The organism is Legionella fairfieldensis ATCC 49588, from assembly GCF_000621525.1.
GTDB lineage: Bacteria > Pseudomonadota > Gammaproteobacteria > Legionellales > Legionellaceae > Tatlockia > Tatlockia fairfieldensis.
Map to the genome: position 1 here is coordinate 19,429 of NZ_KK211299.1, position 15,692 is coordinate 35,120.

Genomic DNA, 15,692 nt, shown 5'->3' on the forward strand with positions numbered 1-15,692 from the left:
CACTCCTTATTATTATTTTTCAGGCAACTGCTTCATCTATGTAATCGTCCTGAACCAACAAAACTTTATGTTTTACACTAGTAATAATTTTAAGGCAACAATTCATAATTAAAACCAAAAAGTATTTTTTTAAATCATGAAGTTCAATAATAAACATTTCCACCGGATAATAACTTATTGAAGAAAAAGTCACCCATTATTCGAGATATTTCTTATAGATTAGGCAGTTGATACGACAATGACAAGCGCTATAAAGAAGATATACTTAATTCATAAAGGATGACAGGGAATTGTCTGACAGGATGTCAGTCAAGGGACAAGCACAAAGGACTGTACTTCGCCGCAAGGATGCGGCTTTATTTACAATCAATTTGCAGTCAACGGTTGTCAAAAAGACTCTTAAATATCGATGTTCTCTGCTTCTAATGCATAGCTTTCAATAAAATCTCTTCTTGGTTCGACATGATCACCCATTAATGTAGTAAATATTTCGTCAGCTGCTACAGCATCTTCAATATTTACCTGTAACATGCGTCGAACTTCCGGATCCATCGTTGTTTCCCATAATTGCTCTGGGTTCATTTCACCAAGACCTTTATAGCGTTGAATAGTTTGTCCACGCTTGGCTTCTTCAAGTAACCAGCCAAGTGCCTGTTCAAAAGTTTCAACCGGCTGTTTCTTCTCTGCACGTTTTATTATTGCACCTTCTTCCAGTAATGTTGCGAGTCTTGCTCCCAAACTTGTCATTTCTTTATAATCTTTAGACGAAAAAAACTCCGGATTAAGTACAATTGTCTGCTCACTGCCATGTTGCTTAATAATTACTCGCGGAAGATAAAGGTCGTTTTCCTTATTATACATAAAATCAACATGATACTGCTGCGTTGTATTTGCGCTTCCCTGTAAACTTGCATGCAATCGTTGTATCCAATTGCTTATTTGTTCCTGATTTTTAAAATCTTCCGCTTGAATAACAGGTAAGTATCTTATTTTATTAAGAATTTCTTCATTATAGCGTCTGGAGTGACGTTTAATAATTTTCTCTACCCGGCGATACTGTAAAACAAGCTCTTCCAAGGCGAGCGCAGAGATGGGTGGAACTTCTTTTGCAGGAAACAATTCCGCGCCATCAAGAGCGCTTTGTGTTAAATAATCATATAAAGCTTCATCATCTTTAACATATTGCTCTTGCTTGCCACGCTTCACTTTATAAAGAGGAGGTTGAGCAATATAAATATAACCTCGTTCAATTAATTCTGGCGTCTGGCGATAAAAGAAAGTAAGTAACAAGGTTCGAATATGTGAGCCATCCACATCAGCATCGGTCATGATAATAATACGATGATAACGAATTTTATCCGGATCATACTCATCAGGACCTATTCCACAACCAAGAGCGGTAATTAACGTAGCAACTTCCTGAGAAGATAACATCTTATCGAAGCGTGCCTTTTCAACATTAAGAATTTTACCCTTTAAAGGTAAAATAGCCTGGAATTTTCTATCGCGTCCTTGTTTAGCTGAGCCACCCGCTGAGTCTCCCTCTACAATGTATAATTCTGAAAGAGCCGGATCTTTTTCTTGACAATCTGCAAGTTTACCAGGCAATCCAGCAATATCAAGAGCACCTTTGCGACGAGTCATCTCACGAGCACGACGTGCTGCCTCCCTGGCACGAGCAGCGTCAATTATTTTACCTACAATTGATTTCGCAATAGCAGGGTTTTCTAAAAGAAAATCATTTAATTTTTCAGAAACCAACGACTCAACCACCGCTTTTACCTCGGAGGATACTAATTTATCCTTTGTTTGAGAGGAAAACTTGGGGTCCGGAACTTTTACAGACAAAACTGCGGTTAAACCTTCTCGTGCATCATCACCGGTCGTTGCTATTTTTGCCTTTTTAGCAAAGCCTTCATTCTCGATATAAGAATTAAGTGTACGGGTAAGTGCTGCTCTAAATCCAGCCAGATGAGTTCCTCCATCACGCTGAGGAATGTTATTAGTAAAGCAAAATATGGTTTCCTGAAAAGAATCATTCCACTGCAATGACAACTCTACAGCAATATTATCTTTTTCACTGGAAAAAGAAAAAACAACAGGCATGATAGGAGTTTTATTGCGATTAAGATGTTCAACAAATGCCTGAATACCTCCTTCATAACAAAAAGTATCCTCTTTTTGATTACGTTCATCATATAAATGAATGCGAACTCCCGAATTTAAGAAAGATAACTCGCGTAAACGTTTGGCCAGAATATCGTAATGAAATTCAATATTAGAAAAAGTATCCGCACTGGGTTTAAACCAGACCTGGGTACCGGTGGTAGTCGCTTCTCCCGTCACGGCTAAAGGCGCATCGGGGACTCCACCGTGATAATGCTGTTCATACACTTTATCATTCCGACGAATAACCAAATGCAATTCTTCTGAAAGTGCATTAACCACAGATACCCCTACTCCATGTAGTCCACCGGAAACTTTATAAGAATTATCATCAAATTTTCCGCCTGCATGTAAAATTGTCATAATAACTTCAGCTGCAGAACGACCTTCTTCTTTATGAATGTCAACAGGGATTCCGCGACCGTCATCTTTAACGGTAATTGATTCATCAACATGGATGATTACCTGTATTTCATGGCAATAACCGGCAAGTGCTTCATCAATAGAATTATCTACGACCTCAAAAACCATGTGGTGCAACCCTGTACCATCATCTGTGTCACCAATGTACATACCAGGGCGTTTTCTGACTGCATCCAAGCCTTTCAAAACTTTGATGTTCGATGAATCATAATTAGCACCAACGCTCATGCGGAATCCTCTTACCTAATGGCTTTATCAATAGGGGAATAGTGTATCACTATCTGGCCTTGTTTTATATGCTTCTGATTTTGCTAATGGGTGATGTTTCACGTGAAACATCACCTCCACCTGATAATCGTGGAAAGCAGGGAAATAAGTGCAGACTTTGAAATAAATGCTACAAGTCATTAAGGAATGATAGCACCATGATGCATGGTATGAACAGTAAAAGACATATCGTTAATTTGATCAGGCAATGAGGTAAAATTAATCGCAGTAATAAAAAATTGCCCGTTCATTCTGGAAATAAAATTTAGCAAACGGCTTAAATGATCTTCATCCAATTCAGAGGGCATATCATCGCACAAAAAAACACAAGGTTTGGCAACAAGTCGAGCTTGAGCAAGTTTTAAAGCAAAAAGAATAATCTTTTGTTGTCCTCGTGATAAATATTGTTTAGCTTTCAATTCATTCGTTTGAACAATTAAATCAGCCTGGTGCGCACCGTATTGGGTAAATTGGCGTAAGCAATCCGAAGCGTAGTTTTCAGCTAAAATAGTGGCTAGAGGCTTACCACTATTTTTTCTATCCCAACCTTTATAATAAAATAAGGAGCACTCAAGGTTAGTTAACTGGGGAAGAATTTGTTGAAACTCGTAATCTAATTGCTCAAAATAATCCATACGCAATGCATCTAGCTGATTAGCTAAATCATCAAGAATGAGGTGCCATGGATGTAACTGTTGCTGGTTTTTGCTTTGTTTTAGCAGACTATTTCTCTGTTTTAATGCCCGCTTATAATCTTTCCACAGGGAAAGATAATTTTGTTTCACGTGAAACAACCCCCAATCCAACAAATTACGTCGAACGGTTGGACCTGCATCAATAATTTGAAAAAGATTCTGATAAAAAATCTGACAAGGCAAAAAATACGCTAATTCGCTACTGCTTAAACAAGGATAACTGTTTAAACGAACCTGTGTGGGTTTATAGGCTGACTTTTGAATACTAATAGTTTGTTCATCGTCCATCCGAGCAAAAACAGTCAAACAATCCTCGGTATAGTTAATAAGAGGTGAAATTTCACGGGTTCGAAAGGAATGACCACTGCCCAGAAGATAAATTGCTTCTAAAAGGGACGTTTTACCTGAACCATTGTTGCCAATAATTACATTTAAGTGAGGATGAAAATGAAGTTTTGCAGATTTAATATTACGCAGGTTCTGTATTTGCAAAAGCGTAATGCTCATAATTTCATAGGCATAATAATGTATTGATAATTTTCATCCTGCAAAGACTCCACTAAAATACTGCTATCTGTAGTTGACATAGATAATCGAATAAGCCCTTCGGAAACAAAATTTAAAACATCAAGAAGATAACTGGCATTAATACCTATTTTTAACTCGTTACCTTCGGTATGAGCTTCTAACGACTCCATAGCTTCTTCCTGTTCCTGATTATTAGCAATGAGTGTTAATGAAGCAGGTTGAACATGTAACATAACAGCACGTGATTTTTCATGAGCAAGAATAACAATTCGGGCAAGAGCACGTTTAAGTAAGTCTCGATCCAACAAGACAAATTTGTCTTGTTCTCGGGGAATAGCTTTGGCATAAGGAGGAAAGCGAGCTTCAATTAATTTTGATTGAAAGGTATATTCCTGAGTAGTTAAAGTAAAATGACCTCGGCCTGCAGCAATAGCAATTGTCTCATCGGTAACACTATTTAATAAACGAAGCATCTCCTGAACACCTTTTTTAGGTAAAAGAAAGCGTTGATGAGGGAGAGCTAATTGACAGGGTAACTTACATACAGCCATACGATGGCCGTCAGTAGCAACCGTTTTAATTGTATCTGCGTCTAATTCAAGAAGTAAGCCATTTAGAAAAATTCTGACATCATGCTGCGACATGGAAAAATGAGTGGCTTGTAAAAGATGAACAAAATCTGTTCTCGCTACTGAAAACTCTACCTCATTAGGCTCATTGTCATTACAGGGAAAATCTTCTGCGGATAGCGTGGCTAATTTAAATTGACTACGCCCGGCTTTAATAACAACGCCATTGGATTTCAAACTAATACTAGCTGTAGCATCATCGTCTAAAGAACGAATAATATCTACAAATTTTTTTGCCGGAACAGTTATTTTTCCAGTTTGGTTAACATCACAATTCACGCGCGCGGTTATTTCAATTTCCAAATCCGTTGCGGTTAATAAGAGTTGATTATGGGAAAAGCTGAGTAAAATATTAGACAAAATAGTCAAAGTCTGTTTCTTATCAACAGCTCCCGCAACAGTAAGAAGAGGAGCGAGTAATTGGGCTTTAGTAAAGGTTAAATCAAACATGTTAAATTCCATATCAAGAAGATAAAGTTCGCATCAGGTTTTTATGATCCTCGGCAAAGTCATTTTCGTCCTGAATTAATTCTTTTACTTTACGGCATGCGTGTATAACGGTGGTGTGATCCCTTCCACCAAAATGATCGCCAATCTCAGGCAAACTATGATTCGTTAATTCTTTCGCTAAAGCCATAGCCATCTGACGAGGGCGGGCAATAGATCGGCTGCGCCGCTTTGATAATAAATCAGCAACTTTGACCTTATAATATTCAGCCACCGTTTTTTGAATATTTTCAATAGTAACTAATTTATCCTGTAGAGCAAGTAAATCCCGTAAAGCTTCGTGCACAAAATCAATAGTAATAGGTTTACCTGTAAAATGAGCATTGGCAATAACCCTTCGCAAGGCACCTTCAAGTTCACGCACATTTGAACGAATGCGTTTTGCAATAAAAAAAGCAACTTCATAAGGTAGTTCAATATTCGATTGTTCAGCTTTACTAATCAAAATGGCAACCCGCGTTTCCAATTCAGGAGGTTCTACCGCAACGGTTAATCCCCAACCAAAACGGGATTTAAGACGTTCTTCCATACCCTCAATTTCTTTCGGATAGCGATCACTGGTAAGAATAATTTGTTGTTGTCCCTCCAGTAACGCATTAAACGTATGAAAAAACTCTTCTTGCGAACGATCCTTTCCTGCAAAAAATTGAATATCGTCAATAAGAAGCGCATTAAGCGAACGATAAAATCGTTTAAACTCATTGATTGAATTAGTCTGTAAAGCCTTGACCATATCAGCAACAAATCGTTCAGAATGGAGATAAAGAACTTTAGCCTCAGGATTATTTTTTAAAATAGTATTGCCAATGGCATGCATCAAATGCGTTTTACCTAATCCAACTCCTCCATAGATAAATAAAGGATTATAGGCATCACCTGGACGTTCAGCGACCTGTAAAGACGCAGCTCTTGCCAATTGGTTAGAATTGCCTTCAACAAAACTGTCAAATAAGAATTTCCTGTTAAGGTAACTGTTTTTATAATCAGCCGTTTTTTTAGGTATAATTTTATTAACAGGTGCTTCAGCTTTCGTAGATGATGAATTTTCTGCTACAGGTTCACTAACCTTGCTACCAATACTGATACTTAACAAAGAAAAAGCTTCTCCACCAATCTGACTGACAATTTCCTTTAATCGTTGATAAAAATTTTTCTTCACCCAATCAACAACAAAACGATTAGGAGCAAGTAAAACAAGACCATCATCTTGAATTTCAGCCTGCAAAGGTCTTAGCCAGGTATTGAATTGTTGCGGAGGGTATTCATCTTCAAGAAGCTCTCTACATTTCTTCCAAACGTCTTCAGACACAAAAACTCCTCATACAGGTAAAAAACAAGTTATTAGGAATAGCCTTGAGGCTAAATTGACTCACAAAAAGCCAACATAACCAAAAAACAAACAATATTCCAGAATCTCTGCTAAATCCTGGGAATAAGCGCAGAGAAACTTCTGTTATAAGTTTCTCAAATAGGCTTAAGAAAAGCGTTGAATCATCAACACAAATTAAATAATAGGAGATCAATTATACTCAGACATGAACAAAAAAACAGAGTTATCCACAATTCTTAAGAAAAAATCTGTGTACCTTGACTAAACTTGTCTCTATCAAGACCTGAATTACCCGATAACATACGAGTCATCATAAAAATAACATGGGAAATAAAAAGTACCACTCAGATTCAACCTTGATAGTTATGGATAAGCTGGCAAAAAATAGGGAGTAACTTAGGGATTAATAACACCTGATTGGATAAAAGATAAATTATACTGAGTTTATGAGTAGATAAAAGCAGGGGTTATCTACACTTTAAAAAAACACATAACTTATTGTATTTAAATACATTTAAGTAAAAACCCACAGATAAAAAGACCTATATAATAAATATCATATAAAATATAAATAAATAATTTTTATTATTGGGATAAATTTTCATTTTTAATTGATGTGCAATTATTTATCAAAAATAATCGATTATTTTTCGTTTAAAATACGTGTATAAGTAGAACGTTAGGTGGTTTACAAACCGTGAGTAAATTCCTTAAATTCCATTCGCTTGATTCTAATCAACCTCTCATCCACGCTTTATGTAACCAGTACTAACAACCATAAAAAATCATAACTATTTGTATTTAATATAATTTTTAAAACAACTAACAGCTATTAAAAGACTAATAATAAACAAAAAAGAATTAACTAAGTTTTTAATAATTATTGTCAGCGCAAACAATTTAATCCAGAAGAAGGGCGCTATTTGACAGAAGGTGTAAAGTTTTCTATCATTGCCAGCCTTAAAATTTAATTAATAACAGGCTCATCATGAAACGCACCTTTCAACCCAGTAACTTGAAACGCAAACGTGATCACGGTTTTCGTCAGCGTATGGCAACACGCGGAGGTCGTTTAGTTCTAAAGCGACGTCGTGCAAAAGGACGCAAACGTTTATCAGCTTAAGTGAATTGTTTTGATAAAACGCAGCGGTTGCTGAAAAAAAGCGATTATGATTGCGTCTTTGCCCAAGCAAAAAAAATGGTTACCCCGGAATTTGTCATATTACATTGTGCAAATTCTTTGGGTAAATCGAGGCTTGGGTTGGCGTTATCAAAAAAAATGATTCCCAAAGCTCATGATCGAAATCGTTTGAAGCGCTTGTTGCGTGAAGCTTTTCGAACCACCCCGTTACCGGCCGTTGATATAATCTTTTTAGCAAAGCATGGCGCAGCAAAGGTGGAAAATAGAATAGTTCTTGCCAGGTTGAGTACAACATGGAAAAAATTAGTCACTTTATACGGCGCTTAGTTTGTTGTCCCATTATTTTATATCAATGTGTACTTAGCCCTTTCATAAGACCTTGTTGTCGCTATTATCCCAGCTGTTCGCAATATGCTCTTTTAGCTATAAAGCGATTCGGTGTTTTAAAAGGCTTAGGGTTAACATTGTACCGATTATTACGTTGCCATCCTTGGGCGAAGGGTGGTTACGATCCTGTATTACCTAACAAAGAGAAACGCTAATGGATATACGACGTGTAGTTTTGTATGCAATATTAACGCTGATAGTTTATTCTTTGTGGACAAGTTGGCAACATGATTATCCAACAAATCTGCAACAGCTTCCTTCTACAGCCAGCCAGACAACAAATACCAACCATTTGTTGCCTCAGGTGACTACTAGTTCTCCTGAGAACAGTATGGTCCATAGAAATGATGATCTGGACTCGGCTTTTCAATCGTCCTCTATTCATGTGAAAACGGATGTCCTGGATTTGGATATTGATTTACGTCAGGGCGATATCGTGAATGCTCAATTGCTGGATTATCCTGTGAGCGTTGAGGAAAAAGACAAGCCTATTACTCTGTTACAAAACAAGTCAGATGCACGTTATGTAGCCAATAGCAGTTTGCTTACCAGTTCAGATCAGACAGTAAAAAATGTGGATATTAATTTTACCAGTCCTCAATCCAGTTATAAGTTAACTCCTGGTGAAAAAAAATTAACGGTAACTTTGAATGGAAAAACATCTGATGGATTACAGGTAAAGAAAGAATTTATTTTTACCCAGAACAGTTATTTAATTCAAGTCAATTACCTGATAGAGAATCAGGGAGAAACGCCTTGGAAAGGGTATATGAATACTCAACTACTTCGTAGATCACCTCAGGAAGATAAGTCAAGTATGTTTCATATAGGTTCATATACAGGAGCCTCCTATTCTAATCCAGGGAAAAGTCGTTACCAAAAAATCAGCTTTAAAGACATGACAAAATCAAACCTTGACGTAGATACCCAAGGTGGTTGGATTGCGATGCAACAACATTATTTTGTTAGTGCCTGGATACCGGAAAGTAATAGCAATAATAAATTTTATACCAGAGCGGTTAACGAGGATTATACCATAGGCGCTGTGAGTCAGCCTGTCACTGTGGCCCCTGGTACGCAGCAGGAAATAGGTTCAAACTTATACATTGGGCCTGAGATCACTTCCGTATTAAAAAATATTGCCCCCGGCCTCGATTTGACTGTTGATTATGGCTGGTTATGGTTTCTTTCTTCGTTGTTGTTTTCTTTAATGAAAGCCATTTATTCAGTAATAGGCAATTGGGGTTGGGCTATTGTCTTAGTCACTGTCCTTATCAAGCTGGCTTTTTTCCGTTTGTCAGCGACTAGCTATAAATCCATGGCTGGAATGCGCAAGCTACAACCTAAATTGCAGGCTTTACGAGAACGTTATGGCGATGATAAGGCGAAAATGAGCCAGGCCACCATGGAATTATATCGTCAGGAGAAAGTAAATCCGCTTGGTGGGTGCCTGCCTATTATCATTCAAATTCCGGTTTTTATTGCTCTATATTGGGTATTGCTGGAAAGTGTTGAATTAAGGCAAGCCCCTTTTATTTTCTGGATAAAAGATTTGGCCGCCGCAGATCCTTTCCATGTTTTGCCCGTTATAATGGGTGCTACAATGCTGATTCAGCAACGTCTTAATCCTGCGCCTCCTGATCCTATGCAGGCTAAGGTCATGATGTTTTTGCCTATTCTATTTACGGCTTTATTCTGGAATTTTCCTTCAGGTTTGGTATTGTATTGGATAGTTAATAATACCTTGTCTATTTTGCAGCAATGGTATATCACTCGCAAATACAGTGAGGATAAACCCAAGAAAACAATTACCGCAGTAAAATAATGCGAGAAACAGAGACAATTGCAGCAATTGCCACACCTCCTGGCCGTGGAGGCGTGGCAATTGTTCGTCTTTCAGGTCCACTTGCATCCCGCATAGCTCTACAGCTTAGTGATACAAAAGTTTTAACTCCCCGAGTAGCTCACTATTGTTCTTTTATTTCTCATCAAGGTGAGGTTATTGATAAAGGATTGCTGCTTTATTTCAAAGCTCCTCATTCTTTTACGGGTGAAGATATTGTTGAATTTCAAGGGCATGGTTCTCCTTTTATTTTAGATCATTTGCTTACAGAGTGTGTGACTTTAGGGGCAAGGTTAGCTAAACCTGGTGAGTTTTCTGAACGTGCGTTTCTCAATGATAAAATCGATTTAACCCAAGCTGAGGCTATTGCTGATCTTATCCATGCCAGTTCACAAACAGCAGCACGCATGGCGGTTAAATCTTTACAAGGGGATTTCTCTAAACGAATTAATAATCTTAACGAAAAACTTATTCATTTACGCCTTTTTGTTGAAGCAGCGATTGATTTTCCAGAAGAAGAAATTGATTTTCTAAATGATGGTAAAGTTGCATTAATGTTAGAGGAAATTCTGCAAAATCTAATTGATATTCGTAAAAATGCTGCGCAAGGAGCCATTATACGCGAGGGCTTATCTATCGTTATTGCCGGTAAACCTAACGCAGGTAAGTCAACATTAATTAATTGCCTGTCTGGACGAGAAATAGCCATCGTCACTGATATTGCAGGAACAACGCGTGATGTGGTGCGTGAACACATTTTGCTGGATGACCTACCCATGCATCTTGTTGATACCGCTGGGCTTCGTGAAAGTCATGATATTGTTGAAATAGAAGGAATCAAGCGAGCCTGGCAGGAAGTTAGCCGCGCAGATTGTTTATTATTAGTTACTGACATTAATGATCACACCGGTGATGTTGAGTTAAGTGATACTATTCGTTCCACTCTTCCTCCAGCAGTCCCTGTTATTCAAATTATTAATAAAATTGATACGCAGGCTCTTGTGCCTAAAATAGAAAAACAAAAAATTTATTTATCAGCAAAATCAGGTGAAGGTATTCATTTACTAAAAGAAAAAATTAAGGAAGTTGTAGGTTATCAACCCGCAGAAGGGCAGTTTCTGGCAAGAAGACGTCATTTACAAGCGTTGGATCTTGCAAAAGAATTATTGGAGTGTGGTCAACATCAATTAGCAACCCAACGTGCTGGCGAATTGCTCGCTGAAGATTTACGCTTGGCTCATCAAGCTTTGTGTGAAATCACAGGTGAATTTTCTTCTGATGATTTGCTTGGTAGAATTTTTTCCAGTTTTTGTATTGGTAAATAAGTCCGCATTTTACTTCGTTCGCAAAAACAACATGTTGTATCATTTTAAAAAGATCAAAGTTCAGAATAAGTAGGTCGCGGTTATAGAGATAAATTTTTATAAAAATACATAAAAAGATCAAATAGGTTTAATATTAAAACTACTTGTGCCTTAAGAGAAAGGGTTGTAGATTTAGGTTCGAGCTGTATTTATTGTATGGATTAATTATGGTCGGATCTTTCGATGCGGACAAACACAGATTTTTCACTGATGTAAAAACAATTTACGATGCAGACCAACACGCAGAATTTGCCGATTATGGCTTTATAGCGCTCCATATACAGCTTATTACACAGGAATTTGAGAATTTATCGGCATCTCTTAAAACAGTTCAGGAAGCTCAAGTTGACGATACGTTTTACGATATTTATTTATTTTATTGCTACTACTGCTGTATTTTGCTAGAAAATTATTATATTGCTTATGGACAAAATAACAAAGCAAGCAAATTTACAAAAATAAAAACACGTATAAAAACCTATTATGAAGAAGGTGCGTTGGAACAACATAATGATTCTTTTTTAATTTATTTATTTAAAGCGATTTATAAAAGTTTAAAAGAAATTATTCAAACACCATTTCATTTAGCGCAAATCAAAGATGTAATTTCTAGTGCAAATTTAAACCGTATGTATTGGTATTTTTGTCGTACCGCTATTACCATAACCTTTCAACTGGTAAATGAACTAAAAAGTTGGGAAAAACTAGGTAATATACTAGGTAAAGAAATTAACATTGACAAGCTCATCTCTATTCTGGAAAAACCAAACGCGGTCTTTAGTGTTTTGAGTTTTGGTTTTCCTATAATGCGTTTTACTATTAATGCTGCAATGGTTCTTAAACATACATTTGTCCCATCAAAGGAAGAAAAAAAATTAAATAGAAAAGAGCGCTTCACTTATGAAATTAAAAAACGGCAAGGTCAATTTTTAAATGACCTGGTTTGGGGCATAGTGAATTTAGTGATCAACAGTAAAGTACTTCATATTTCTGCACCAATAGCTGGTTGGATAATTTCAGGCTTTATGATTTTTGATTTCTGTTTGATTATGTGGAATCGTCATTTGGCTGAAGAAGAATACCAAATTAAAAAAGCACAATATGACGATGAGATTAAAGCTTATGAAAATAAATGTGTGACAGAAAATCTTTCTGATCAAGAACAAAAACATCTCGACATGTTAAAGCAGCAACTTCGTATACATGAGAACCGTTGGCAAGCTAAAAACTCGACCTTCTGGTTCAATAGTGCAGCGGCCCTATTATTAATGGCGGGTTTTTCAGCATCAATGATCTTGACACCGCCGGTGATGATTTTGGGTTGTTATGTTGTCTGTACATTGGCTGCTGCCATGTATCTTTCAGAAGGCTCTTACACTACATACAAGGAAAAAAGGTTGATGTTAAAAAAGCCTGTTAAGGATAATCTCAATGATGAAATTGTCCGGATAGAAAAAAATAAATACCAGACAGCACGGAATGAGTTTATTTTAACAATGGCTAAAAATACGCTGATGCCTACCGTGCTTATTGCGACAATTGCTATTTGTTGGCAAGCGGCTTTAGTACTGGCTGTAATTTACATGGGTTATCAGTTAGGATGTGCTTATAGTAAGTACACAGAAGAGAAAAACAGTGCTGTACAAATGGATAATAAATGGGGTTATCTGTTTAGTTAATCCGCAAGCTATTTTGGGCAACTCTTTTTCACCTTTCAAAAATAGCCTAATATAATTAAGCTTTAAATTTATTGGATCAAAAACTTTATGATGGCCTTCCAACGATTTTTTAATTGGTATATTCCTAATGAGCTTAAAAAAATTTTAGAGGGAGTAAAAAATAATACCCTTACTCATATTGCTATAAATAAAGAATTAATAAAAAAGTTTGGTGATTATTCATACAGAGAAAAAAATTGTCCGCGCTATTTTCAATCACTTGCAAAAGAACTTCTTCATAACACTAGTGTTATCTCTATCACAGTAAGTGGGTATGGTTTTCCAAACGGCATGGAATATGTGATTGAAGCATTAAAAAGTAATTCTCAAGTGAAAAATTTATCACTTGAGATATCTACAGATGCTTATCACAAACATCTTCTTGCTCTTATTTCAATGCTTCCTCATAACACTGGTTTGGAAAAATTAAGTTTTTATATAAGCGATAATGGTGCAGCGCTGACGTGTTTCAACGTTATTGACTCTTTAAAACAGAACCAAACTTTAAAAACTTTAGAAATAGATAGATTTTATCTTTTAGATAAAAAGAGTATTGAAGCACTCATTGCTCTTCCTCAATTCAATTACACTTTACAAGAATTAACACTGTTAAAAGAAACCAATTTATCTGAACGTTCAATAGATAGAATTCGACCTGTTAGTAAAAGGATATTTTTTCCTTCAAAAGAGCAAGTTAAAGCGTTAGTGCAAAACGATAAGGATAATTATTTGCATTGTTTACCAGAAGATGTTTTAGATTATATTTTGCACCTCGCTGGTCTGCACCACAACCAGAAAGAGTTTCAACATGCGCTTTTATCAAAACACAATTATCGTTAAACACTAAGTAGTTTCGAATATCCTTGTGAACGATATTTAAGAAGCCGGATACATGGCATTAATTGCAGCAATATCTTTTTCACTTAATTTTTCTCTCTGTCCTATTTTCATTCCATCAATTAAAGGAATGATCGTTTTTTTACCGTTTTTTGAAAAAGCATAGGCACTGTAATGCATGATTGACTGATAATCATAGTCGCCAAAATCGATCCCATCTGTTAATTGTTGAGTAAAATTAGCAACATGATTTTCCGCAATGTTCTCCCAGATTATTCGAATAAAATTATCTCTATCACTTCGTGATTGCTCATGCCATAAACCTAATGCATGGCCAATTTCGTGCATAACGTGCATAGTAGTGCATCGTGGCGCTAAATTAATTTCCTGTTTACCCCCCTGCCTTCCTACATAGGAAGAACAAGTTGTACCTACAGCCGGCAAAAAAGAAATATAATCATTATAAAAAGAGCGGTTTTTATCAGTTAATTCAATAAACTCCACATGTGTTCTTTTTTGCCAGTGAGCAATGGCTTGGAAGACAGCAAGTTTATTAATAAAAGGTAATTCTTCTTTTATCTCAAACGGTACCACACCATTTTTCCAGCGGCTACCTCCAGTTTTAAGGCGAAATAGTGCGCTTTTTCTTTCCAGATCATCAATTTTTGCCAGAAGAATATCACCTTCTACAACGGCAAAATCGTTAATTTGTTCATAAATAATAGTACGCTTACCGTAAAGGGGATCAATGATATCAATCTGATTGGCAGTAGCTGTCGTGCAGGGAAAATAAATAAAAAGAAAAGGCAAAAAAACGGATAATCTAGAAATAGAGGGCACGATTAATATCCTTATTAAGCGAGACCAAATTAAATTTTATACTGAATCTACTTTAATTGTAGATAGGCTAATAAAATTATTATAGGTAAACTCCTTATTAATTTAAATAAAGCATTACAGTTACTTTTTTTCAGCAATTATTTCGAGAGCTAATTTGTACATTTCATTTTTATTAGCTTTCGTAAGTAAACAAGTCAATTTTACTGCCTGTTTCAAAGGCAATTCATCCAATAGAAGAGTAAGGGTTTCACGCTCTTTCTCAAAAGTGGATTTTTCTTCGGGCCTGGCGGGTAAAATAAGAACAAATTCACCTTTACGGTGTGTTGGATCAAGCATTAACCAATCTTTGATGGATTGTCCTGTACCACTAATAAAACGTTCGAACGTTTTGGTTAATTCTTTCGCTAAAACCAACTCGTAAGTTTGTCCATAGACTTGTATGACATCATCAAGGGAATCAATAATACGATGGGTCGATTCATAAAAAACAAGCGTATGCTCGTTTGCTTTTAATGTTTCAAGTTTAGCAACTCTGGCTGTTTGCTTGGCTGGAAGAAAACCTGCGAAAGTGAACGTGTCACAGGCTACACCTGCGGCACAAAGAGCGGTTATTAATGCACAGGCACCAGGAACAGGAACTACAGGAATTTGTTTTTCTCGGGCGAGGTGCACGAGAGGAAAACCAGGATCACTGATTAGAGGAGTTCCTGCATCGCTAATCAAGGCAAATGAAAGACCTTGTTGCAAAGCAGAAATTATGGACTCACTTTTATCGTTTTCATTGTGCGCGTGCAAGGATAATAAAGGCTTGTGTATCCCAAACGAAGTCAACAGTTGGGCGGAATGACGCGTATCTTCAGCAAGAATTGTGTCGACTGATTTAAGCGTTTCCAAAGCGCGCAAACTAATATCATCCCGGTTGCCGATAGGAGTGGCAACGATGTAAAGTGTACCTACAGAGGTTGCTGAACTTTTTACCATAGTTTATCCTATTGCGTTCCTGCGTTTCGGACATAT

13 protein-coding genes are annotated in these 15,692 nt (G+C 36.7%); 7 read left to right on the plus strand and 6 right to left on the minus strand.

The annotated features are described in order from the left end of the window. Positions 1-399: 399 nt before the first annotated feature. From gyrB to dnaA, 4 genes are all read right to left on the minus strand, one after another. Positions 400-2,817 carry a DNA topoisomerase (ATP-hydrolyzing) subunit B gene (gene gyrB, locus T345_RS0110945; RefSeq protein ID WP_028389368.1) on the minus strand — a complete coding sequence of 806 codons (2,418 nt, stop codon included), beginning with the start codon at positions 2,815-2,817 and terminating at the stop codon, positions 400-402. A gap of 179 nt (positions 2,818-2,996) precedes the next feature. Continuing rightward, positions 2,997-4,058, minus strand: a complete 1,062-nt coding sequence (gene recF / locus T345_RS0110950) for a DNA replication/repair protein RecF (RefSeq protein WP_028389369.1) — start codon at positions 4,056-4,058, stop codon at positions 2,997-2,999. Further along, positions 4,055-5,158 carry a DNA polymerase III subunit beta gene (gene dnaN, locus T345_RS0110955; RefSeq protein WP_028389370.1) on the minus strand — a complete coding sequence of 368 codons (1,104 nt, stop codon included), beginning with the start codon at positions 5,156-5,158 and terminating at the stop codon, positions 4,055-4,057. Before dnaN ends, recF begins: the two co-directional genes overlap by 4 nt. A 13-nt stretch (positions 5,159-5,171) precedes the next feature. Then, complete coding sequence (gene dnaA / locus T345_RS0110960) at positions 5,172-6,524, minus strand: chromosomal replication initiator protein DnaA (RefSeq protein WP_028389371.1); 1,353 nt, start codon at positions 6,522-6,524, stop codon at positions 5,172-5,174. Positions 6,525-7,533: 1,009 nt separating this feature from the next. Here dnaA and rpmH point away from each other — a divergent pair. The 7 genes from rpmH to T345_RS0110990 all read left to right on the plus strand — a co-directional run bounded on the left by rpmH (position 7,534) and on the right by T345_RS0110990 (position 13,838). Continuing rightward, a complete protein-coding gene (gene rpmH / locus T345_RS0110965; protein ID WP_019215662.1) occupies positions 7,534-7,668 on the plus strand; it encodes a 50S ribosomal protein L34 in 135 nt (44 codons plus the stop codon). Next, entirely contained in the window at positions 7,669-8,013 is a 345-nt protein-coding gene (gene rnpA, locus T345_RS0110970) for a ribonuclease P protein component (RefSeq protein ID WP_035918950.1), read from the plus strand. It abuts the gene before it with no gap. Further along, the gene (gene yidD / locus T345_RS14890; RefSeq protein ID WP_084273802.1) at positions 7,980-8,228 is read left to right on the plus strand and encodes a membrane protein insertion efficiency factor YidD; all 249 of its coding nucleotides are present in this window, start codon (positions 7,980-7,982) and stop codon (positions 8,226-8,228) included. Before rnpA ends, yidD begins: the two co-directional genes overlap by 34 nt. Further along, positions 8,228-9,898, plus strand: coding sequence for a membrane protein insertase YidC (gene yidC, locus T345_RS0110975; protein WP_028389373.1), 1,671 nt, complete (start codon positions 8,228-8,230; stop codon positions 9,896-9,898). The genes yidD and yidC overlap by 1 nt, the downstream gene beginning before the upstream one ends. Then, a complete protein-coding gene (gene mnmE, locus T345_RS0110980; protein WP_028389374.1) occupies positions 9,898-11,241 on the plus strand; it encodes a tRNA uridine-5-carboxymethylaminomethyl(34) synthesis GTPase MnmE in 1,344 nt (447 codons plus the stop codon). Before yidC ends, mnmE begins: the two co-directional genes overlap by 1 nt. Before the next feature lie 206 nt (positions 11,242-11,447). Further along, positions 11,448-12,959, plus strand: a complete 1,512-nt coding sequence (locus tag T345_RS0110985) for a hypothetical protein (protein ID WP_028389375.1) — start codon at positions 11,448-11,450, stop codon at positions 12,957-12,959. Positions 12,960-13,046: 87 nt separating this feature from the next. Then, positions 13,047-13,838 (plus strand): leucine-rich repeat domain-containing protein, encoded by a 792-nt coding sequence (locus T345_RS0110990; protein ID WP_028389376.1) that lies wholly within the window; start codon positions 13,047-13,049, stop codon positions 13,836-13,838. 36 nt (positions 13,839-13,874) lie between these two features. Here the strand turns inward: T345_RS0110990 and legP are convergent, their stop codons facing one another. Beyond that, positions 13,875-14,675, minus strand: coding sequence for a Dot/Icm T4SS effector Zinc-dependent metalloprotease LegP (gene legP / locus T345_RS0110995; protein ID WP_131777676.1), 801 nt, complete (start codon positions 14,673-14,675; stop codon positions 13,875-13,877). A 120-nt stretch (positions 14,676-14,795) separates the two neighbouring features. Then, entirely contained in the window at positions 14,796-15,656 is an 861-nt protein-coding gene (rsmI, locus tag T345_RS0111000; protein ID WP_028389378.1) for a 16S rRNA (cytidine(1402)-2'-O)-methyltransferase, read from the minus strand. Between the last annotated feature and the right edge of the window lie 36 nt (positions 15,657-15,692).

Excerpts from the sequence above, each read along its gene's own strand:
- recF (WP_028389369.1), bottom strand. The coding sequence starts at position 4,058 with ATGAGCATTACGCTTTTGCAAATACAGAACCTGCGTAATATTAAATCT.
- T345_RS0110985 (WP_028389375.1), top strand. The coding sequence starts at position 11,448 with ATGGTCGGATCTTTCGATGCGGACAAACACAGATTTTTCACTGATGTA.
- rpmH (WP_019215662.1), top strand. The coding sequence starts at position 7,534 with ATGAAACGCACCTTTCAACCCAGTAACTTGAAACGCAAACGTGATCAC.
- rsmI (WP_028389378.1), bottom strand. The coding sequence starts at position 15,656 with ATGGTAAAAAGTTCAGCAACCTCTGTAGGTACACTTTACATCGTTGCC.
- yidC (WP_028389373.1), top strand. The coding sequence starts at position 8,228 with ATGGATATACGACGTGTAGTTTTGTATGCAATATTAACGCTGATAGTT.
- T345_RS0110990 (WP_028389376.1), top strand. The coding sequence starts at position 13,047 with ATGATGGCCTTCCAACGATTTTTTAATTGGTATATTCCTAATGAGCTT.
- dnaN (WP_028389370.1), bottom strand. The coding sequence starts at position 5,158 with ATGTTTGATTTAACCTTTACTAAAGCCCAATTACTCGCTCCTCTTCTT.
- mnmE (WP_028389374.1), top strand. The coding sequence starts at position 9,898 with ATGCGAGAAACAGAGACAATTGCAGCAATTGCCACACCTCCTGGCCGT.
- gyrB (WP_028389368.1), bottom strand. The coding sequence starts at position 2,817 with ATGAGCGTTGGTGCTAATTATGATTCATCGAACATCAAAGTTTTGAAA.
- yidD (WP_084273802.1), top strand. The coding sequence starts at position 7,980 with ATGGAAAAAATTAGTCACTTTATACGGCGCTTAGTTTGTTGTCCCATT.